The sequence below is a fragment of the Agrobacterium bohemicum genome (genome assembly GCF_002896715.1).
GTDB lineage: Bacteria > Pseudomonadota > Alphaproteobacteria > Rhizobiales > Rhizobiaceae > Agrobacterium > Agrobacterium bohemicum.
In genome coordinates, this window is the sequence record NZ_PGEL01000012.1 from 1 (window position 1) to 20,818 (window position 20,818).

17 protein-coding genes and 5 pseudogenes are annotated in these 20,818 nt (G+C 55.9%); 9 read left to right on the forward strand and 13 right to left on the reverse strand.

The window, feature by feature from the left end; all coding sequences use genetic code 11:
• Window positions 1–76: 76 nt before the first annotated feature.
• Window positions 77–267: pseudogene (locus CUC55_RS00190) on the forward strand (SOS response-associated peptidase); the annotation flags it as partial.
• Window positions 268–497: 230 nt separating this feature from the next.
• Here CUC55_RS00190 and CUC55_RS00195 read toward each other — a convergent pair.
• From CUC55_RS00195 to CUC55_RS00215, 5 genes are all read right to left on the reverse strand, one after another.
• Entirely contained in the window at window positions 498–839 is a 342-nt protein-coding gene (locus tag CUC55_RS00195) for a hypothetical protein (protein WP_103086628.1), read from the reverse strand.
• Window positions 824–1,003 carry a hypothetical protein gene (locus CUC55_RS00200; RefSeq protein ID WP_103086629.1) on the reverse strand — a complete coding sequence of 60 codons (180 nt, stop codon included), beginning with the start codon at window positions 1,001–1,003 and terminating at the stop codon, window positions 824–826. The genes CUC55_RS00195 and CUC55_RS00200 overlap by 16 nt, the downstream gene beginning before the upstream one ends.
• A gap of 145 nt (window positions 1,004–1,148) precedes the next feature.
• The gene (locus tag CUC55_RS22955) at window positions 1,149–1,313 is read right to left on the reverse strand and encodes a hypothetical protein (RefSeq protein WP_210176178.1); all 165 of its coding nucleotides are present in this window, start codon (window positions 1,311–1,313) and stop codon (window positions 1,149–1,151) included.
• Entirely contained in the window at window positions 1,307–1,894 is a 588-nt protein-coding gene (locus CUC55_RS00205; RefSeq protein ID WP_210176176.1) for a transporter substrate-binding domain-containing protein, read from the reverse strand. The genes CUC55_RS22955 and CUC55_RS00205 overlap by 7 nt, the downstream gene beginning before the upstream one ends.
• A gap of 2,758 nt (window positions 1,895–4,652) precedes the next feature.
• Complete coding sequence (locus CUC55_RS00215) at window positions 4,653–5,063, reverse strand: hypothetical protein (RefSeq protein WP_067653979.1); 411 nt, start codon at window positions 5,061–5,063, stop codon at window positions 4,653–4,655.
• A 195-nt stretch (window positions 5,064–5,258) separates the two neighbouring features.
• Here CUC55_RS00215 and CUC55_RS00220 point away from each other — a divergent pair, with 195 nt between their 5' ends.
• Window positions 5,259–5,588: a hypothetical protein gene (locus CUC55_RS00220; protein ID WP_245417661.1), complete on the forward strand. Its 330-nt coding sequence runs from the start codon at window positions 5,259–5,261 to the stop codon at window positions 5,586–5,588.
• Between the two features lie 16 nt (window positions 5,589–5,604).
• Here CUC55_RS00220 and CUC55_RS23360 read toward each other — a convergent pair whose 3' ends face one another.
• On the reverse strand, window positions 5,605–5,859 hold the full coding sequence (locus CUC55_RS23360; protein ID WP_342585734.1) for an NUDIX hydrolase: 255 nt from the start codon (window positions 5,857–5,859) through the stop codon (window positions 5,605–5,607).
• 535 nt (window positions 5,860–6,394) lie between these two features.
• Between CUC55_RS23360 and CUC55_RS23450 the strand changes: the two genes are divergently transcribed.
• Window positions 6,395–6,568: a helix-turn-helix domain-containing protein gene (locus CUC55_RS23450; RefSeq protein WP_082760389.1), complete on the forward strand. Its 174-nt coding sequence runs from the start codon at window positions 6,395–6,397 to the stop codon at window positions 6,566–6,568.
• Between the two features lie 1,540 nt (window positions 6,569–8,108).
• The gene (locus tag CUC55_RS23455) at window positions 8,109–8,969 is read left to right on the forward strand and encodes a DNA/RNA non-specific endonuclease (protein WP_425352692.1); all 861 of its coding nucleotides are present in this window, start codon (window positions 8,109–8,111) and stop codon (window positions 8,967–8,969) included.
• Window positions 8,970–9,022: 53 nt separating this feature from the next.
• Here CUC55_RS23455 and CUC55_RS00240 read toward each other — a convergent pair whose 3' ends face one another.
• From CUC55_RS00240 to CUC55_RS00250, 3 genes are all read right to left on the reverse strand, one after another.
• Window positions 9,023–10,171: a glycosyltransferase gene (locus CUC55_RS00240; RefSeq protein ID WP_425352693.1), complete on the reverse strand. Its 1,149-nt coding sequence runs from the start codon at window positions 10,169–10,171 to the stop codon at window positions 9,023–9,025.
• A 670-nt stretch (window positions 10,172–10,841) separates the two neighbouring features.
• Window positions 10,842–12,923: a methyl-accepting chemotaxis protein gene (locus CUC55_RS00245; protein ID WP_103086640.1), complete on the reverse strand. Its 2,082-nt coding sequence runs from the start codon at window positions 12,921–12,923 to the stop codon at window positions 10,842–10,844.
• A gap of 1,499 nt (window positions 12,924–14,422) precedes the next feature.
• Window positions 14,423–15,322: a LysR family transcriptional regulator gene (locus CUC55_RS00250; RefSeq protein ID WP_103086633.1), complete on the reverse strand. Its 900-nt coding sequence runs from the start codon at window positions 15,320–15,322 to the stop codon at window positions 14,423–14,425.
• Between the two features lie 254 nt (window positions 15,323–15,576).
• Between CUC55_RS00250 and CUC55_RS00255 the strand changes: the two genes are divergently transcribed.
• The 4 genes and pseudogenes from CUC55_RS00255 (at window position 15,577) to CUC55_RS00270 (ending at window position 19,116) form a co-directional block, all read left to right on the forward strand.
• Window positions 15,577–16,458: an NmrA family NAD(P)-binding protein gene (locus CUC55_RS00255; RefSeq protein ID WP_103086634.1), complete on the forward strand. Its 882-nt coding sequence runs from the start codon at window positions 15,577–15,579 to the stop codon at window positions 16,456–16,458.
• Window positions 16,459–16,532: 74 nt separating this feature from the next.
• A complete protein-coding gene (locus tag CUC55_RS00260) occupies window positions 16,533–17,363 on the forward strand; it encodes an aldo/keto reductase (RefSeq protein WP_103086641.1) in 831 nt (276 codons plus the stop codon).
• 241 nt (window positions 17,364–17,604) lie between these two features.
• Window positions 17,605–17,842: pseudogene (locus CUC55_RS23010) on the forward strand (acyl-CoA dehydrogenase); the annotation flags it as partial.
• Window positions 17,843–18,003: 161 nt separating this feature from the next.
• Window positions 18,004–19,116: an acyltransferase family protein gene (locus CUC55_RS00270; RefSeq protein ID WP_103086635.1), complete on the forward strand. Its 1,113-nt coding sequence runs from the start codon at window positions 18,004–18,006 to the stop codon at window positions 19,114–19,116.
• An 11-nt stretch (window positions 19,117–19,127) separates the two neighbouring features.
• On the opposite strand, the gene CUC55_RS23015 is transcribed toward CUC55_RS00270, so the two are convergent.
• Entirely contained in the window at window positions 19,128–19,325 is a 198-nt protein-coding gene (locus tag CUC55_RS23015) for a hypothetical protein (protein WP_103086642.1), read from the reverse strand.
• Between the two features lie 114 nt (window positions 19,326–19,439).
• Window positions 19,440–19,662: pseudogene (locus CUC55_RS00280) on the reverse strand (SDR family oxidoreductase); the annotation flags it as partial.
• A gap of 73 nt (window positions 19,663–19,735) precedes the next feature.
• Here CUC55_RS00280 and CUC55_RS00285 point away from each other — a divergent pair.
• Window positions 19,736–19,888: pseudogene (locus tag CUC55_RS00285) on the forward strand (non-homologous end-joining DNA ligase); the annotation flags it as partial.
• Window positions 19,889–20,175: 287 nt separating this feature from the next.
• Here CUC55_RS00285 and CUC55_RS00290 read toward each other — a convergent pair.
• Window positions 20,176–20,475 (reverse strand): type II toxin-antitoxin system RelE/ParE family toxin, encoded by a 300-nt coding sequence (locus tag CUC55_RS00290; RefSeq protein ID WP_103086636.1) that lies wholly within the window; start codon window positions 20,473–20,475, stop codon window positions 20,176–20,178.
• Window positions 20,472–20,715: pseudogene (locus CUC55_RS00295) on the reverse strand (type II toxin-antitoxin system ParD family antitoxin). The gene CUC55_RS00290 and the pseudogene CUC55_RS00295 overlap by 4 nt, the downstream one beginning before the upstream one ends.
• Between the last annotated feature and the right edge of the window lie 103 nt (window positions 20,716–20,818).

The window sequence follows — 20,818 nt, forward strand, 5'->3', positions numbered from 1 at the left end:
ACGCTGACAATCATCCGGCCAAGCCCGGAATACGCCGTGGATGTCATAAGCTACACCACGCTGCGGGACACGATCTGAAAAGGCTATGCCGGTCCTGTTGCTGACGAAGGAAGAGACCGACATATGGATGCGGGCGCCTTGGGATGAGGCAAGGGGCTGGCCCATCCGTTACCGAATGACGCGCTGATCATCACGTCCCGCGAACCATATGGATCCACGATCGTCTTCAAATCCGGAGAGCCGCTGGAACAGGGCGTTCTGCTTTGAAGGCTAAATTCCGGGCTTTTCGAAAGATTGAACAACGGCTGGGAGGAGGAGTGTCGCTGTTCCGTCAGGGGCGNCCCTTGGGAGGAGGAACGGGTCGCCTGAAACACGAAGCTCTGCGGGAGGAGGTGCATCGCTTCGATGTTTTGAAGATACCAAAGGCTGCCTGAAGGGCTAGCGTTCAGATCGCAATACAGCCATGCTCGTGTTGCAACGCAAGATGGAGTCCGTGCTTATTTTTCGGTCATTGTCATCGAGCCGCAGCGTTCTCGGGTGCTGGGCTCGAAACCAAGAACGAAATCGATCACCTTGGTGGAGGACATTTCGCATGGCTTCAGGATCATTCTCGATCCAGCCAATCGATAGAGGTTGAAGCTGACGATATCAGTTCCGGCAAGCGCTTCGCCATAAAGCCAGATCCGTTTGCCATCCTCCGACCGCTTGACTGTGACGCCCCATGGTCGACCGCTNAAATTTCCGTCAACATAGCCGTCTGACAATCTGGCAAGCGCGTATTCGAACGTGGCCGGAACAGCGGGCGGTGTTTGACGATCCCCGTTCATGGTGCCAGACATTCGTCGCAGATCCCGCAGCCATCGTCATCCATGCTCGACGCCGGACGCAGCTTTTGACAACACGGACAGGTCGCCGCATCCAACGTGCACACCTCGTCGCGGTCGGGCGGAAAAATCTCGATGCAGACGTTCGACAGCATATGAGCCGCGTCGTGTTGATCCATGGCTATGCTCCGGTTCAGATCTTACAAGAGATAGTATGCGTCGCCGCCGGCTGAACAAGCCGGTAGGTAGCTTTCAGGGACGAGCCAATCGGATAAAGTGGCAGACGAGCGGTTGTCTTGATGATATTCCTCTCGGCATGTCTATTTAAAAGCGGGCGACTGTGGCGACGGCCACTCCTTCCACCCGATGCCGCTTTAACGCGCGCTCCACGAACTCGTCCAACTTCAATCGTTCGACGAACGCTGCGAGAAAGGCTTCGGCAATGGTTCCTTGCCTCCTCGCCACACCCATGGCTTGTTCGATCACCATAAACCTGCCGGGAATGATCCTAAGGCCTCCGATGGAGGCCGCATCTTTCTCAAGCTGCTGACGCGCGCCGGCAGCAACGCCTGCCCTGCGTCCAGAAATGCCTGGACGACTGCTGGAGAGGTCGGCACCCGTTCGACAGTGGCGTGGACGATGTGGCGAGACAGGAACAAGTCATAAGCGCTTCCTTTCCCGACCATGATCCTGTTGCCCGTCTCGTCCACCTGATCGATGGTACTAATGGACGCCCCTTCGCGGACGAGATAGCAGCCTTCGATAAGGACGTAGGGCTCGGTAAAGGCAATGAGGCCGGCTCTGTCAGGATCGCGCGCGAAGAAGCCGACGTCGGCATCGCCGCGTTCTACCGCCGCGACCGCCTTGCCTGCAGACTCAACGACTACGAGGTCAAGCGGGACGGAAATTTCCTCGGCGAGCTTCCGCGCGAGATCGACCGACATGCCGGAAACTTCGCGTGTCGTCTGCTCGTGCCTTGCGAGTATCGGATTGCCGCAGTTGATTGTTGTCCGCAGCCCTCCGGANGGCGCTAACGCCCGCCGAATTTCAGAGAGGTCCCAGTCCTTCATTTCTTTATCGCTCCTCGCGATTTGTGTCCGTACGCCGAATTGAGCTTAGTTGCGGCTTGCGCCCGCCCTGCCCGATCCCGCCCGCGTCAGCCCATTCAGGATGAGAGGACGCCAAAACGAAAGCCACCGCCTTGAACGGATTCGAACTAACGGCCAGCGACCGTACTTCTGATTTCCATAATTTCTTCAATGGTTTACGAAATCATGTGGTGCGATAGCCCATGTTCTCGACCTACCACGGTTACGCCTCAGCCGGGGGANGGGGGGGATTTTGGTAGTTCGCATATCTGCCTTAGCTAACCGCCCGTACAGAGACGAGATCACTTGCAGCGAAAGAGAGATCACGTATTAATTACACTTTGCAGACAGTACTATTGGGGCGGGATTTTCAATATGTGGAAAAGGTATAGTGGTATAATTTCGTTCTCGGTATTATCAATCGCAATTCTGGTCCAGATCGGCAGCACTTCTCTTGAAGGTGGACTTGGGGAATGGAGTCTCCGGGTCGCGGCGCTTTTATCAATACCAATTCTGTTCTACATATTTGCAGCCTATATTCTTTGTAGAAAATGGGCGGGTGCCGGCGTCGTCGCCTCGATGGGGCCATTGGCCTCCTCGGCCGGACTTTTTGTAGTCAATGTGCCTCTACCCCTTATTGGCATCCTCTCCTTCTTCACGATCGTAACAATGCTCACGACGGCCCGGGTGAAGCTGGTTGCGTATGCCATGCTTTGCGTTGCCGCCGGAGTACTTGTGGGCATGGAGACAGGGGACGCATATTTTGCCGTGGGTGGGGCACTTGCTTTCGCATTGATGCTATTTGTCACTAACTACGCCGTTCAACTCGTGATCGACCACTCGAATGAACGGGCTCAACTGTTCAAGCTGCGAAAGCAGTTACCGATCGCAAGACTCATGAAGCTTGTCTCTGCTTTCTGGTTGCCGACTGTCGCTCTTGTTATCATCGGCATTTTCATCAACCATGCGGTCCAATCCAAACTCTTAGAAGCTGTATATGATTCCGGTGTAATCCAGAGCGCCCCGGGCGAAGATGCTCAAAAGGGATCGAAACTTCAAAGGGACGTCTATTTCACAATCGACGAGAGGGAGCGTGTCGGCACAGCGGCGTTCCTGGAAAGCCTTTCGACCGGGACCGCTCTCTCGACCGATGCCGCCAGCAAATTTCCCGGGGTTGTACATAATGAAATGGAGCGGTTTCGTCCGGGAGATATCGACGAAGGTCATGCATGCCGGAATGCAAACTTTCGGGTTCTACGCGCGCCCATATCGTTAGGTGGCCTCTGCAGATCGATAATCTCTGCAGTTGAGGAGGGAGCGCAGGCGGCTTTCAACCGGGCTCAGGCCAATACGGTGTCAAGAGCGAAGGCGAAAGCTGACNAATTCAATGCAGATGCAGCAACTGCAACGGCTGACGCTAAGGCCGCTGGGCCGGAAACTATTCACGAGATATTTGATGATTTCCGGACGACAGCGAAATACCTCTTCCTGCTGTCTGGTATCCTCTCTTACATAACCTATATCATTTTGGCTGCTGGTATTGTCGGCGGCCTTAATCTCGTGCTCGGCCGATTGCTTTTCGACAGTGTACATTCTCCCCGTTTCGGTCCCCGAAGTGCCTTGGGATTTCGGCTTGAGAGAAGTACCGCCGCGCCATCGGCGATCTCTTTTGGCACTCATCACCAGATCAATCTTGCTACCGATCCAGTAACGAGCGGAATAGCGACCGATTGGTACGTGGTGTTTCAGGCTATGCGAGTCGGAGCTGGTACTCACATGAGGACCTCGGTTCCCAAACCGTTTTCGCTCTTCTTTTCGCGGTTTGCCGTTGGCAAATATCTAATGACAAGGATAACCGTCAACAGCGCGATTCCAGCAGTCCATCACCCCACGATTTCGAGCCCAGGCGACTTGAAATTGGTTCTGATCGATCTTGCTGAAGGGCAAGAACTCGTTTTTCGGATGTCTGATCTTCTGGCTTTCTCAAGCAGCGTCGGCCTCAGTTCCGTTTATACCGCACACGTCGCTACTCACCTGCTTGGTCTCGGATCGTTCTACTCGGTAGCCACAGGGCCAGGCTATGTGGTTTTGACGTCCGAGGGCCAACAGACTCGAGCGCTTACGCGAAACCTCTCCGTACCTCCAGTAAGTCTGCTCTGCTGGGATCGGCGGACCGAGTTTACGCTTGGGCAGGAGATGTCATTTTCCGGCATGTGGTTCAACGACCCGTCTGTCGTCGGAAACTCGGTCAGCGGGACGGCAATTATCGATGAAGGCCGGGCGAGTGGTCCGGGACTACTGCGGCACATCTGGCGAGTTGCCCGATACCTCTTCATGCCTTTCTAGCAAACAACGCGGGGGGCCTGACGATTGCCCTCGATAGACGGCACCACGGACCGCGTCGTGATCGACGNCGCGAGATGGAGCAGATCGTCCCGGATCACTCGCGCCGCCTGTGTCGGTAAAGTTTTCATGGATGTCGAGGACAGTGTCCTGATCGAATATGTCGACAAGCTTCCGTCGATCTTGGTCTTTGAGAAGCTTTCGCTTTGCCATTGGCCAACCTGCCGACAATTCCCGTCATGCGCATTCACGGCATCGTAACCCGCCGCCGCAAGATGAAATAAAGCACTCCGAGAAACAATGCCCCGGTAAGCCCTAGCATGATCTTGGCCACGAGGTTCCACTGGTCGCTGCGCGCTTGTGCTGCTTCAAGCTGCGATGCACTACGCGCCGCGCGTCATGTCAGAAAGTGGCTGACGGTGTCCAGAAGTGCCCGTCGCGCCCGCTCATGCTCCGGCCTAAATAACTGCGCCTGGGCCGTAGCCCTGTCGCCCGCCTGAAAAGCCTCGACTGCGGCGGCTTCGATTTTATCGAGTTCTTCAGCGTTGATCACCAGCTTTCTCAGCGCTTCAGCTTCAACGACCGGTAATCCCTGCGCGGCAAGTTTTGTCGCAGCGGCATCACGACCCTGCTCCGAATGTTCTTCCGTATGAAAGGCTTGTAAGTGGCGATCCTCGCCGCACATCACGTACAGTCTCGCCTCGTCGCTCCTCACCTCCGCGCCCAATGCCAGCTCCTCGGCGAGAGTGTCCAGCTTCAAATGCTCCTGTACCGCGACACGCTCCTCGACGGCGTATCGAGAGGACATGATAAAGGCAGCTCCCGAAAGAGCTGTGAGGAGGACGGTGGGCCCATAGGAGTTTCGCGCGTAAACCCAACTTATGCACATGCAACCTGGTCGTATAGCGACGCGGATTCGAGCCAAACCACCAGGATTTACGCATATCTTGATTGTGACAGTTAAATGACATTGAGTGCGGTGAAGGAAAAAGGAAAACTGTGAATGCCGGACAAAACCNAAAAGATCTATCACGCGCTCGTAGAAGGCGCTCAGGCTGGCCTGACCGACAAAGCGCTTTATCAACATGTCGTCGAAGAGTGTCGCAAGGCAACGAGCAAGAAAATCGTTAAGGCATCACTGCTGGCACTGAGCGATCCCGACCTGAAGGATTCCAATATCCTTCACACAATCTACGCACTTGCCATCAAGCATCGTCTCGATCCTTCGTCCATGGATGATATCGACGAGCCGGACACCGTTGCGATCAAAGCACCGAAGAAGGGTAAGCGCTCCTCTAGGAAGGCCGTTGGCGACCAGGTCTCGACCTACTGACCTCGAACCGTGCCAGTCAGTGTTTACCGATTGAACCCGGCGCGTTGGATTGAGCCAGCTGGTAAAGAAGTTCTCGGAGGCCAGCCTGGCTAACTTGCTTCGCTACGTCTTCGAGCGAGAACCACCGCTTTTTTCGAGCAGCTTTCTCGGGATAGGATCTCGCCACCAATTGGGTTTCAAGGAGGTGAACGGTCACGTAAAAAAGCCTGGCACTGCTGTCTTTCGTATAGGTGAAGCTTCCAAACGGCGCCTCGACGGCGCTGCCGCGCACTCCAGCCTCCTCGAAGGCTTCACGCTGCGCTGCGGCGTTTGACCTGCTTCGATGTGGCCCTTGGGCAACCCCCATCGGCCACTTCGCCGACTGCCGACCAAGAGCACTCGCACTGTACCCGACTTCGTACGCCGCATGCATATGGCCCCGGCTTGTAGGACATCGTCACGCTGAGAAGCCAATGGCGAGCTGTCTTTTGAACCATCCTGCAATATGTTATCCTCTGATGGGCTGTGGCAAACCGGGGCGCGGGTGCGGCCGTCGGTCGATGCGCGACTGTTGTAATGTGATAATGAAACGCATGAAACCGCACAGATATCACGAGCGTTATCAATACGGATAGCAAACAGGTGCCACGACGACGGAAATTGAACTGAAACTGGAAATTCTGCCGACGGACCTCGACGCTCTTCTCGGCTCCGAGATCTCGGCGAACCGTCCGACATCATCGATCAACTTTCCACCTATTTCGACTTTGAGGACCGTTACGCCGTCGGCTTTCCGAAGAAGGCAAACGTTTCAGGCGGTACAAGACATGCTACGTAAAGAGCGCGCTTTGGCGCTGCTCAGTACGTCGACACTTCCAATTGAAACCATTGGGCAACTGGTCGGCTTCAGGGACTCTCACAATTTCCGGCGGGCATTCAGGCGGTGGACTGGTACCACACCAACCGATATTTGTTTCAGTGAAAGCGAAGGCCGAATTTAGGAGATGTCACGTCTCAAAACCCCTCCCCCAATCGCTTTTCCTAGACTAAATAGTAAGGTCTGGTTGCCGGAGTAATGCCAGGATCAGCGGCGACCGCACCTTCGGCGGCTATACCGACGCCGTCGTTGTCGCCGAGAAGTTCGTCATCCGAATGCCGCCATCCGTCGATCTGGCGGCCTTCACAGCTATGAGGAAGAGAAGGCACTTCACGATCTTGCCCGCAACGCACGGGACGCAGACCCGGCGCCCGCCGGTAGCTGCGCATGCCATCTCATCTGCGTGCCGCGCCGTCGGGGTAGTGTGGAGAAGATGGTGCAGCGCTGCTCTCACTATTGCTAAAATACCGGACTTGGCGAATTATCANTTTTCCACCAACAGCACGCCTCAATATTTGCAGGGTGTCATCGGTTTGAAATACGTGACTCCTAACGTGACTTTATCTCTACGACGATCTCAGGGGAGCTTCGTCCTCCCTCAAGGGGAGTGCTTATTTTGGGAGGATGACATGGTCCGCAAGACAACCGGTCGCGCAAAAGCCTCTGCCACTGTGACTGAAGATGATCTGCGCAGACATATTCGCGCCAAGGCTTCTGACTATCTAAAAGACCCCAATATCACCTCAGTCGGCATAGGGCTGAAGAATGGCGACGGGGCAGTCTGCCTGCAATTTACAGTCGGTCGGAAAGGGGAATCGGCTCTCGAGTCTCTTCCCACCACCCGCATTCCCGAGATGATCGATGTCGACGGAANCCCTGTACCGACGGACGTCATTGNAAGATCGTACGGCCCCTCCTACACGCTTGTTACTGCTGAGCAACTGGATTTGCGCAAGCAACGCATCGACCCGATCAGGCCGGGCGTCAGCGTCGCTCATATTGCCGAAAGCGCCGGCACCATCGGTCTCATCGNTTTTGATCGTTCAACAGGATCACCTTGCATCTTGTCCAACTGGCACGTCCTCAATGGAAATGGCGGCCATATCGGGGATGCGATTGTCCAACCCGGCCCTTACGATGACAACAATACGGCGCTCAATGGAGCGGGCGATCTGATGCGCAGCCATATCGGTGCAGCGGGTGACTGCGCGCTTGCAAGGATTAGACACCGGGATTTTGATCGTTCCGTGTACGGCCTTGATGTCATTCCCAAGCGTATGGCCCGGGTGTCAATCGGTGATACGGTCATCAAGTCAGGGCGTACTACGGCAGTCACACGCGGTATTGTTCGTCGTGTCGATGTCATGGCCAAGATCAACTACGGTCTGCCTGCGGGAGAGCAGGCGATCGGCGGTTTCGAAATAGGGCCGGACAAGGATGCCATGCCTGCGGATGGAGAGATCAGCAANGGGGGTGACTCCGGCTCCGCATGGCTAATCTTTGATGATGGCAAGACCACGGATATTTTTGCGGGTCTGCATTTTGCCGGCGAGACTGATGGTGTTTCCGACGAACATGCGCTTGCCTGTTATCCCGCATCGATCCAGNAAAAACTGGATTTTGTTCTCAAGTCGGATGTCGATTTCGGATCTGCGCACGAAGCAATGGCGACCGTCGTCCCCCGAACAGGATACGATGCAGAATTCCTGGGGTTTTCCGTTCCTGAACCTGGATTATCCACATCGTTGAAACGCGATGCGGTCAACTTTGGACGTGCCCAGACACTGCCCTATACCCANTTTTCGGTTTGCCTGAGCACAAAGCGGCGCATGGCGCGCTACGTGGCCTGGAATATTGACGGGACCCGCATGGTGGCCTTACCGAGGCGCGGTTTCGCCATTGATCCGAGGATTGATGCAAAATATCAGCTCGGGGACGAGTTCTACGTCGATAACAGGATTGATCGCGGGCATATCGCACGACGTGCCGATCTTTGCTGGGGAACAGTTGTCGAGGCTGAACAGGCCAACCGCGACTCCTTTTATTTCACAAATATCGCACCTCAACACGAGCGCTACAACCAGTCATCACGGAAAGGCCTGTGGGGTGGACTGGAGAACCTTGTCTTTGAGCAGGCCGACCTTAAGGAAATCAAATTGTCGGCACAAGGCGGCCCGGTTTTTGCAAGTGATGATATTGCCTACCGAGGTGCCCTCATTCCCCGCGCCTACTGGAAGATGATTGCTTACGTCGGAACTGACGAGAGATTGCGTTGTGCAGCTTTTATACTTTCGCAAGACAATCTGCTAAACGACCTTGAGACATTGGATCTAGACCCGTTTCGAATTTATCAGGTATCGCTTACTGAGTTGGCGACGAAAACGGAGCTAGATTTTGCTTCTCTTGACGCCGCGGATCTGATCAGCCATCCAGAACTGATATCGGGCGCTGCGCAGCGAGAATCTCTCATCCAATCCGCTACGGCAATAAGAGAAATCCGAAGAGCGTATGACGTGGTGCTTTGAACCTAAATAAGCGCGTTAAACATTGGCGATGCGCCAGAGTTTCAAATGCTTCTTCAAGTTTCAGTGGTTTTCAACAGGTTTTGACTGGGTTTGACGGTCATCAGGTTTCCACGCCAAGATACCGAGTGCCCCATCCAGCTCCATAACCAGATCATTGGCAAAATTAGATCGCGAGTTATCAAAGCGGGTAGCAGATACCTGGAAACAGGCCATCCCTTTAAGCGCGCAAGCGCAAGCTCGGGAACATACATGGCAGAGGCAACAGCGAGAAGCAAGATTACGCAACTAATGGCGTTGAGATCGAACAAAACGGCTGCGGCCATCGCCAAGCAGAGTGGTGGTACAGACCCAACGAGGACCTCAGGCACATAAAACTGCGGAAACGTTGCGCGTCGGAGCCGCGCCCAGCGAGCCTGCCTGGACCAGACCTCTTTCAGACTGCGCTGACCAAGCGGCTGTTCGACCGGCTGCGAAACTAGATGAACCGAACGTCCGGCGGCACGGACAAGTTTGGTTGCTGCGGCATCCTCCGCAATTTCAGCACCGAGTGCATCAATGCCCCCGTTGGCGTCGAGGAAAGGCTTGTACCAGAGCATGGATTTGCCCTGCGCGAACCCCGCTCCTGCAGCCTCTGCCGCATATTGATATCGCGCCTGGTAGGTGTTGAGGAAGGCGCATTCTACTTCTGCCCAGAAACCACGTGGCCGTGTACCCAGTGGAGGTGAGCAAACAACTCCACTCAACGGCTGCCATGCAGATATCAGTCTTGAAATGTAATCTGGTGCCATAAGAACATTAGAATCGGCGAGTATGACCCATTCATGCTGGGCAATGTGCCACCCTTTTGCGCAGTTGTTGAGCTTTGGGTTGGCGCTGAATTTGTCATCTCCCACAAGCAAGACTACACGTCTCTTTTGATGTTCCAGCATGAAAGCCTTAACCTCGGCGACGACCGGATCACCATAGTCGGCAACGCNAAAAATAAGCTCGTAGTTTGGCCAATCGAGATGAAATGCACGATCAATCGTCAGTGAACTGAATGCCTCAATACCTCGGAGCGGTATCACCACCGATACGGAAGGTTTTTCACGCGACAGCGCATTATGCTCTTCCGTTCTGGAAAGACGCAGGTATGCGATCACAATACTCAGTAAATGGAAGACGACCATAGCGGACGCAATTGCAGCAGCAATGGGCATGATAATGTTTCAAACTCCAAAGCTCGCACCGGGCCGGACATTCTTTTTATATCCGCGTTATGACAGATTCATGTCAAACGACCTTGTAATGTTGCAAGCAGAGGACGTCCCATGAGCTATCGACCAAAAAGACGGATGACACGCGATTTCGTTTTTACAGGACCCTTAGAATTTCTTTAAGTCTCAAGACGTAATTGAGAATTGCCGGCGCGAGTGCACGATGCGGTCACTGTCATACCAAAACTCGGGAGAGGTAATATGTGGCTGATGAACGGGGTCAGAGTGTCCACCATTGCATTCCGTTGCTTAGCAGAAATATCAAGCGAGGTTACAAATGGCCTGAGCGTGAGAGATCGCCACTTGTTGTGAGGGTGTCGATATCGCTCGCAACGATACTTCCGGGGCGATGCCGTAATGATAAAATGTGTATGCACTTTCCCGGTGATTACCTTAATATTTCCGCCGTCAAAGCNAAATGGAATTCGTCGATAGACAGTTGGCCACAGGTCGCAAGATCGGGGTTCTTGTGGTGGCCGATCCTTGTTGCGCTTTTCTGCAGCCGTGGGCGCACGCTTTAGCTACACGGTAATTTCGTCCAAACGCCTGAGAGATTAGACGGCCAGGTCAGATGCCCGAACTCCATACCTGCCGGGAATGGCAATTCAGCTCCACCTCACGCTGCGTGAGCCATGCCTTTGGCCTCACAGCTGTTTAAATCTCTATTTCGTTCCTGTTGAAGACGGAACATGCCGACCAACTCTCGCAAACGTCCCGCCTCGTTCATGAGAAGTGCGCTCGCCGCGTTGNTTTCCTCGACCATGGCCGCATTTTGCTGCGTTCCTTGATCGAGCAGATTGACGGCCGTATTAATCTCGTTGAGGCCGACTGATTGCTCGCGGGCCGAAAGCGCGATGGCTTCGACGTTTGTGGTGATTGCTTCCACGCGGTTGGCAATCTCAGTCAAACCTTCACCGGTATTACGAACGCAGCGCACACCATCCAGAACTTCCCGGTCAGACGCCTCGATCAGTTGCTTGATCTCACGTGCAGCTTCTGCTGATCGGCCAGCAAGAGCACGCACCTCATGGGCCACCACAGCAAAACCGCGACCGGCCTCCCCTGCACGAGCGGCCTCGACCCCGGCATTGAGTGCGAGGAGATTGGTCTGGAAAGCGATTTCGTCAATAACACCAATGATCCCGCCGATCTGTGCCGAAGATGTCTCGATACGGGCCATCGCGTCCAGCGCATGTGAAACCAACACAGATGTGCGCAGACTAGCAGCATTGGCTTCGCTTGCGATATTATGGGCTTCTTGCGATCGCCGAGAGGAATTGCTGACATTAGCGGTGATCTGTTCGAGCGCGGCGGCGGTTTCCTCTAGCGACGCCGCCTGCTGTTCGGTGCGACGGGAAAGATCGTCGGCGCTTCCTGCGATTTCACGGGTGCCGCCTTCAATAGAATGGCTGGTATGGGCGATTGAGGTCATGACGTCAGCGAGTTGGGCAACAGTCTGGTTGATATCTCGGCGCAAATTTTCNAAATCAGGCGCAAAAGGCTCGGTAAGCTCGAATGCGAGGTCACCACTTGCCAAACGACGCAGCCCTTCTGCGAGACTTTCCGTGGCCTGCATCANGCGTGCACGCGCTTCGGTTTCTGCCTCATGCTGCAGGCGAAGCCGTTCGCCTTCGGCGTCAGCACGCGCTGCAGCTGCTTCCTCCTCCAGACGGCGGTTGGCGATGGCCGCCTCCCGAAACGTCTCGAGCGCACCAGCCATGGCGCCAAACTCATTCCGGAAGCCAAGCGAAGGAATGACAATATCCGCCCGGCCGTCAGCGAGTATACGCATCGCGTCGGTCATGGCGACGACCGGCCTCGTAATCGACCGACCAATCAGCCACACGGCCACGCCGAGGCAAACGACAGCGAGCAGCACCAGACAAGCAACGATCATAAGGTTGCGTGAGGCGACACTCGCATTTTCTGCAAGGATAGCTTCTCGATTGCTTTCATAGGCGGCGGCGACAGCCTGCACTCGTGGCTCAAGTGAATGATAGGCCGCAGCAACATTCTTCTGCGTCTGGGCCTCCTTGAGGCTCGCTTCGGCATAGAAGCGGAACGCGGACCGATAGACGTCCAGAGCGTCCATCACTCGAATGCGCTGAGCGCCTGGACGAAAAGCTTGTTTGACGAGCGCTGTAAAGGTTTCGGCTTCCGCCGTGTGCTTTTGGAGGTAAGCGGCATCCCCGCGCAGCATGAAATCCTTCTCGTGCCGGCGAAGCATCAGCATGCTAGCCCGAATGGCTACGTCTTCAACAGCTTCCAGGCGTTCCTCGATCGAATGTACGGCCGAGCGCATTGCGCCCTGCAGACCCTTGTTCTGATCAAGACCAAGGTCCTGGTTGTCTTTGACGAGTGTGGCGAATTCGGCTTCGTACGCCGTGAGGCCACTGCTCAGTTGTTCGAGCTGGACTGCATGTTCTGGATCCGCGGAGCCTCGAAGAGTAGCGAGGAGGTCGCGCGCTTGAGCAATGGCCGCCTGAAATTTCTCCGTGGCGACCATGTCCTTTTGAAGCAGAAACGTCTGCTCGAACAGATAGCTGTTACCTACAATCGCAGACATGTGTGCAACTTCAGTTTTTCTTTGAGAGAGCCCTTCAGCAATAGTGTTATAACCGTGCTCTATCTGGCGCTGGCTGACAAAGATGGCGCAGATCGCGAGGATGCCAACAAAAGCCATAACCGCTAGAAGCATAACACGCTGCGAAATTTGAAGATTTGCGAAAAACAAGGGGCGGACCTCTGAAGCAGTAAAATCCGCGGCATCAATGCCGACCACCCCTTAAACAACAGTCAACGTAATGTGAAATTATCACGACAAACCCACCCGCGGATCGTTGGAAGGCCACGACCGCCCCCCCAGTTGGCTGGCCGGCAAGCCTGGCACAGTGCATACCACGATTATCGCGGCCACCGCCAAAATGAGCGGATGCATCGTCATGACTGATAGAAAGACTTTTCGGCATCGAGATGATCAAGCCCCTTCGCGTCGACGGCTGAACCGCAACTACTCGTCGTGATGGGAGCCGAGCCATCAACCCCTCCCAACGATTTGTCTGATGGCATCGATNAAATCTTCAGCTTTCCAATATGACTAGGATAGTTTCCTTCTAATCGCGTTCCATGACACCATGTCTGGAGCGAGCAGAAGATGGCCGTGTATCATGGTTGGGCTATAAATCTCGCCGGTCGCCACTGCGCCGAACCCAGCAGCTTCAATGTGGATCAGCCCGCGGCATGATCCTATGGCTTCAAGCTCTCATTGAGGCAAAAACTCATCGCACCGGTTGCAAGCATTCGGTATTCCCATGCCGAGCACCGCCACGTGGTGGTGCGAGGGAAGCGCAGGACGCGGGGGAGCGAGTTTCATCTGGAGTTTTGGCTCAAACATGTGCAGCGGGATGAAACCATGCATTTCGTCAATCAGCGTCGGCGCAGGAACGGAAAGCGGCGTCCGCGTACCGTCAGCCTCGTCATGCCATGCACCCTCACCGCGGCGCGCAACACTGGCCAGCAGGTGCCGATTGGCTAGATGAAACTACTCCCACTTACAATCGTCTGGTCAATGCGATCCGCGCCATGTTGGACCATAGGCAAACGTTTGTGGCGGTCAAATTCCCAGGGATCTGGCCGTAATCATGATTGAACGCACAAAAATCTTCGATAGGCCTAGATAGGGAATTCAACGCCCCGGTCCAAAATTCATCGTCTCCGAAATTTCCAGCGATGCGCCAGCCATGGGCGCTGCCGTGGTGCCCTTCAGTCGCACTTTTTATTGAGATATTTCATAGCACGCTCCATTAGCCAGACGAAAAACGTCATTGATCAACGCTTTGATGGGAACAGAACCGAAGACCCTTAGATTACAGGCACCTGAATTGCTCAGTCACGCCTCTGCCTCCAACCCCATCCCATCCAATTCATGAAGCTATTTGGCGACAAACCGTCGTCGCCATTTCGCGCAACCAGCGATGTGCCGGGTCGGAATCCAAGGCAAGGAGGCCATATCGCCGATTTCACGATCTGCGCTTTGCGGACGGGAAGGTGGATCGAAGGTGGCATACTCATTTCAGTTCTCCTTCGGCCAATGTTGGCCGTTAGGAAAACACGTGAGCTCGAGGAATGATCGGCTCCCCGTCGGCTCATGCGACCAGTAAACACCAATCATGCGACGCGGCAAGAATGCACCCCGCGCTACGTCACCGCGATCCGTTGAACGAAATCCAGAAAAGCCCGCACCTTCGCCGGTGGCATGTGGCGTGACGGATGATAGGCGTAAAGTGGAAACCGCTCGCCGGACCATTCCGTTAGTATCGTCGTCAGCGCCCCGCTCTCAAGCCACTCTGCGAGACCGATGGCAAAGCTCTGGAATATGCCTTGCCCCGCGAGACAGGCCGCGACGGCAGCGGAAGGATCGTCCATGACCAACCGCCCTGCCACCTTGATCTCGATGGCACCGTTATNCCCCTGGAATTNCCAGGTGAACGGCCGCCCGGTCTGTGGGTCGCGAAAGAGGATGCAATCGTGGTGCATCAGGTCGTGGGGCGTGGCTGGAACGCCGTGACGATCGAGATAGGCTGGGGCGGCACAGGTCAGCACCGGTACGTCCAGCAGTTTGCGCGTGATCAGCGACGATTCGTCCGGCGGACCGAACCGCACTGCGACATCCGCGCCGCTCATCATCTCTTCGCGATAGTTGCTGGTGGTCAGATCGAGCGTCAGAGCCGGATAGCGCGCCAGAAATTCACCGATCCTCGGCGCCAACACCATGCGCGCGAACCAGGGATCGATCGAAACCCTGAGCCGCCCGCCAACGAATGCCGCCGAACCGGCGGCTTCGGAGGCCGCCTCCTCCAGCCCGGCCAGCAACGGCATTATCCTGGCATGGAAGCGGGCGCCCTCTTCCGTTAGCGTAACCTCACGCGGATTGCGGTCGAACAATCTGACGCCGACGCGTTGTTCGAGCCGCGCTACCGCACGACTGACCCCCGATGGCGTGAGGCCGAGAACATCCGCGGCCCGCACGAAATTGCCCGCTTCCATCACCGCCCCAAAAACGCCGACCCCGGTCAGCAGCCGCGTGTCGAAACTCATGCCCTCTCTCCGCCGCAAGATCGGTCTTCGCCGCCTGTCTCGTCATGATGATTTGAAGTCATCTTATCTTTGATTTTAATGCGCGTGAATCATCTTTCTTCGTCCCGTAGGTACTTCCTCAGCGCCGCTGGCGCCAGCGGCGTGCCGGAACCGCAGAAATCTCCGGCCTTGCAGAGCTCTACAGCACATTCGGGCGCGGCCTCTACGACGGCCTCGCCTGATCCATTCCCAACCTCAAAACCAGGAGACATATCATGTATGCGATTACAGGAATTACCGGCAAGGTCGGCGGCGCGCTGGCGAAAGCCCTGATCGATGCCGGAGAACCGGTCCGTGCGGTGCTGCGCGATCCCGCCAAGGCGGAAATCTGGCGCAAGCGCGGTTGCGAAATCGCCTTTGCCGACATGCGCGACGCGACACAGTTTGCCGCCGCGTTCAAGGGCGCGACTGGCGTCTTCATCCTGCCGCCGTCGGAATTCGATCCGGCGCCCGGCTATCCGGAAGCGGCNAAACAGAATGAGGTGCTGACGACCGCTCTCCTTGCCGCCCGCCCCGAAAGGGTCGTCTGCCTCTCCACCATCNGCGCCGATGCGGACGTGGACAATCTGTTGAGCCAACGGACGATGCTGGAAGAAGCCCTCGGCGAGCTCGATCTTCCAGTCACCTTCCTGCGGCCCGGCTGGTTCATGGAAAATGCGGCCTGGGACATCGCCTCGGCCCGCGACGAAGGCGTGCTGCACAGCTTCCTCCAGCCTGCCGACAAGACCTTCGCCATGGTCGCGACGCAGGATATCGGCCGGCTCGCCGCAGATCTGATCCGCGAGCGATGGATTGGTAAGCGGGTGGTAGAACTGGAAGGCCCCGCTCGGGTCTCACCCAACGATCTCGCCAATGCCTTCGCGTTAGTGCTCGGGCATCCGGTGCGGGTGGAGATCGTTCCGCGGGCAAGCTGGGAGGGCCTGTTCCGTGCCCAGGGTACGCGTCACCCGCAGCCGCGCATGCGTATGCTCGACGGTTTCAACGAAGGCTGGATCGACTTCAAGGACGACGGCGGAAACCGTGTCAGGGGCACGACGTCACTTGAGCAGCTGATCGAAGCGCTGGTCCGGCAGGCGGCGGCAAGCGAAACTGCCTGAGCCCGCCGGGAGAACCGGCGGCGGACGGCTTCTGCCTCTGCTGCCGCGTCCCTCGCAACTCGAAAGGAATGATCATGGAAACGATTGAGACTCACGGTGTCGCGATCCCCCGGCTAGGACTGGGGACTTTCCGGATGCCGGGCGATGCCGCCCGACCGGTGGTCGAAAGCGGCCTTGCCCTCGGCTTCCGCCACATCGATACCGCCGCCATGTACGACAATGAAGCCGCCATCGGCGCGGCGCTCGCGGCCTCCGGCATAAACCGCACGGACCTCTTCGTCACCACCAAGGTCTGGCACGACAAGCTCGCCCCCGATGCCCTGCGACGGTCCTTCGACACGAGCCTTGGTAAGCTTCGCCTCGACCATATCGATCTCTTCCTCGTCCATTGGCCATCGGGAAACATGAACATGAGCGCGACGCTGGACGCGATCACCAAACTGAAGGAGGAAGGACTGGCGCGGGCCATCGGCGTCTGCAACTTCAACCTGCCCATGATCCGGTACGCGGTCGAGGATATCGGCGCCCCCATCGCCGTTCATCAAGTGGAATATCATCCGTTCCTGTCACAGACGACGATGCTGGATTATCTTCGCCGCAAGGGAATTGCGATGACCGCCTATGCGCCGCTTGCGCAGGGCCGGGCGGCAAAGGATCCCATCCTCGCCAGGATCGGTGNAAAGCACAGCACCACCGCAGCCCAGATCGCTATAGCCTGGCTTCTGGATCAGGAAAACGTCATCACTATCCCCAAAGCCGCTCGCCCCTCCAGCCAGCGCGCCGATCTCAATGCGCTCAACATTCACCTCGACGACGAGGACCGCGCGGCTATCGCAGCTCTGCCGAAGGACCTACGCTACGTTGACCCGCCNTTTGCTCCAGACTGGGAGGCTGCAACGTTCTGAAATGCAGGNTTTTTAATCTCGGGTTACGCTCGTGATACCCCTCGATTTAGCCAAGCCATATCCGCTTGTTGGAGCCAAAGCTATTGGTGGGACGACCGAAATACCGGCGCAATGCCGTCGTCGAGCATGGGCCTCCGTGGGCATCTAGCACAATGGCCAACATCATCGCCTTGAAGCGAGGTGAACTTAGGACACCTAGATAAGCACTGTCCTCATCTGGACCAAGGATTGATTACTTTCAGGCCAGGTGGCCGCACTTCTCCTGCCGACATCGATCTCGCGGGATGTCGATGCCGGTTTTCCGATTGGCACCGACGCTTTTGCCCTGCGACATGGCGTCATCGAAAACGCCGTAACTATAACAGATCTCGCTCTTGAGTTTGGTGGAAACCGAGGACTGCGACGAGATTATAATCTCGAGCGCCCATGCACCGCAAAGCCACGTGATCCGCTCTATGCTCGGGCAAAACACCGTCAAACGTTTAGTGCGCGAGGTCGAACTCTCTCACAACGTGCTACAAGGNTTTTCTACATTGATGACGGCAGAGCCTCCAGAAAAGCGCGCAATGTGATATGCGTCATGAACCGGTTTCGCTTCCACGCGTTTGATCCGTTCGCGTTATGCCTTTCAGGATCATAAATGACAGATACTCACGTCCCGCAACGGTTTGTGCTGCTCGATGGAGTACGGGGGCTGGCGGCGGTTGCGATTGTGCATCGGCATGCTGAAGTCNTTTTTGGCAGACCGGAAGCATCGAGCTATCTGGCTGTGGACTTGTTCTTCGCGCTCAGCGGTTTCGTGTTGGCTCACGCCTACGGCGAGCGGCTTGCGAACGGACAAATGAACCCGCTAAACTTCATGAAGGCGCGGTTCTTAAGGCTATATCCGCTTTATGGTTTAGCGCTGCTGTTGATGACAGCCTTCTTCGTCTGTCTGTATTTCCTCGATCTACCGACTCCCATTGATGATCTTCACCGGAAGGTACAGCCTACAGAACTGGGTTTTGCCTTGGTAACTGGGCTACTGTTTTTACCGGCCCCCTTTACGCTCACGCTCAATGGTGCGCTGTTTCTGGTCAGCCCCGCTTGGTCGCTGTTCAATGAACTGGTGGTCAACATCGCCTATGCTCTCAAGGGCGCTCGCGCGCAAGTGAAGACAATTGGCGTCATTTTAGCGTTGAGCGCATGTTTCCTTATCATCGCAGCCATCCATTCTGGGAAGCTTCATCTCGGTTTTCSATGGCACGAGATGTATGCAGGCATGGGAAGAGTATTCTTTTCGTTCTTCGCCGGTGTGCTCATTTATCGCTTTCGCAGTCAAACAATCAAAACTCGCCCGGCGCTGGCCGTGATGTGTCTGTCAGCAGTTGCTCTGTTACTGTTTCTGCCCGTCACCGACGAAATTCGCCCGATATTCGACGTCGTCATCGTGTTGCTTGTCTGGCCAATCCTCTTAAGTGTCGCGTCCGCAATCGAGGCGGGCGGCTGGCTTGATCGGGTTTTGAGCTTTCTGGGAACTGCGTCTTACGCAGTCTACGTGCTGCACATCCCAATGCTTGCGTGGACGGTATTTCTCGTGCCCCGTGCCAGTGACGCAGGCTGGGCAATCCCGGCGGGCCTGACCTTTATAGTGGCAACGGTCTGCATCTCATATGCTTTGACCGTATACTTCGACCAACCCCTGCAAACACGAATGAAAAAGCGCCTGNAAACCAGCTCCGTGAGCAACGTTGTTCAAGCGCCTTGGGTCTAAGCTGTTTTGGCTTACGCCGCGCCAGCGGGGTCACCTATCGGCNAAAGAGCAGGATTAAGCGTAGGATCGTTTGGANTTTTGCTATCGACCGGATCTTGAACGGGAGGTGTCGGAGGCTTTTCCTGAACACGGTCTGGAATTCCGGAATTTGATGTCGGGCCTCGTGGTGAGGATCCGGGGTCCGTCGGGAAATTATCGTTATTAGGCATGTTCCACTCCTCGTTGGGGTCGTGCATAAATAACCCGCACAAGTCACANGGGTTCCCGAGATTATGAGAGCCATACGAGACACCGCATCGCCGGAGAGCGAATACGGGCCGTTTTCAGGGCGGCAGAAGCCGGAAATCTGCAGCTTCCGGGGACAGTTGCCCGCCATCTACTACGATTGTTGTGCCAGCTATGTAGCTGGCATCATCTGACGCGAGAAAGAGGAAGGCGTTGGCGGTCTTTTGGTGAGCCGACGCGGCCAAGCGGGATGGAAACTTTCATATTTTCGATAGAGGCAGGGCTTCTATGCAGTTGGACGGCTTCTACCAATTTGTACCCTGATCGGTGGATAGCGGGGACAACATGCCCGTCGTCACAATGTTATTAAGGTTTTTCTGATGAACTGTCGCGAATGACAAAGCCTCCCAGATCAAAGCCGCTCCTTCGTGAGACCGAAGCCCCGATCCGCTCGAAGCCGCGCCGCAAGCGTAACCCGGCTCAGCCGCAGCTGCTTTTCGATCCCATGCCTGGCCGCGTTGAGCCGGCTCTGGCGCAATTAAAGGCAAAGCGGGAGGTCAGACGGGTTCTGCGAGAACGCGGTCTCGACAAATAAGACGGGTTGTGCGGCGCAGAGGGTTGCGGTTCATTGAGGCACTGAACAGCGGTTCTGTTGCAGACGGTAAGTAGACGCGTTGTTACTTCGTCCTGTGGCCATCCATGCGGGAGCTCTAAGGTTCATCTTCATCAATGCTAAACGACTATGGGATGGCTGATCTGCGCGATGACGCTTGAGACACACACGGTAGCCGCTTAGCTCGGCATTAGCGCGTGAGGTCGCCCAGATTGGCCCGCTTACATTATGCCGAACAGGATGGCGCCATAGTCGGTGTCCCCATGCAGGATATGGATGATGACCACCTTCGCGGCTTCGACGCGGTGGAAGATCAGGTAGCTGCCATGAACGCGCAGACGGATACCATGGTGGTGGTAGCGGGGGACGGGGGCGAAGCTGTTCGGAGCATCCATGAGATCCTCGCAATTGCTCCGCAACTCTCGAACGAATGACAGGGCGCTTTGGGGATTGCCTTGAGCGATATAATCGGCGATCTGCTCAAGGTCANTTTCCGCCTCGCTGTAAAACTCAAGGATCATCCCGATTTGTCAGCCATCGCACGGTATTTAGCGTCGAGACGGTCGAAGACATCGCTCGCCGACTTCGTTCGTCACATCTGCAACGGCGCGCATGATGGAAGCCGCGGCAAGCCGGGTTTCGCGGTCCTGGACCAGTCAAACGCCCTCACTCAGGACTTCGCTTTTCGAGCCATAGCGACCTGTATCGACGAATTGCTGGATATAGCTTTCGAGCTGCTTTCCCAGATCTTCGCTGATCATGCGGTCCTCCATCTGATGTGATATAGACATCTGATGTGATAGAGACAAGATAGGTTTTTTATCAATTATTATCAAGAATGATCGTCTTCTCTCTTGCTGTCAG

Bases quoted from the DNA above. Each gene is read 5' to 3' on its own strand.
- CUC55_RS00200 (WP_103086629.1), bottom strand. From the start codon at position 1,003: ATGGATCAACACGACGCGGCTCATATGCTGTCGAACGTCTGCATCGAG.
- CUC55_RS22955 (WP_210176178.1), bottom strand. From the start codon at position 1,313: ATGGTGATCGAACAAGCCATGGGTGTGGCGAGGAGGCAAGGAACCATT.
- CUC55_RS00215 (WP_067653979.1), bottom strand. From the start codon at position 5,063: ATGTCCTCTCGATACGCCGTCGAGGAGCGTGTCGCGGTACAGGAGCAT.
- CUC55_RS23450 (WP_082760389.1), top strand. From the start codon at position 6,395: ATGCTACGTAAAGAGCGCGCTTTGGCGCTGCTCAGTACGTCGACACTT.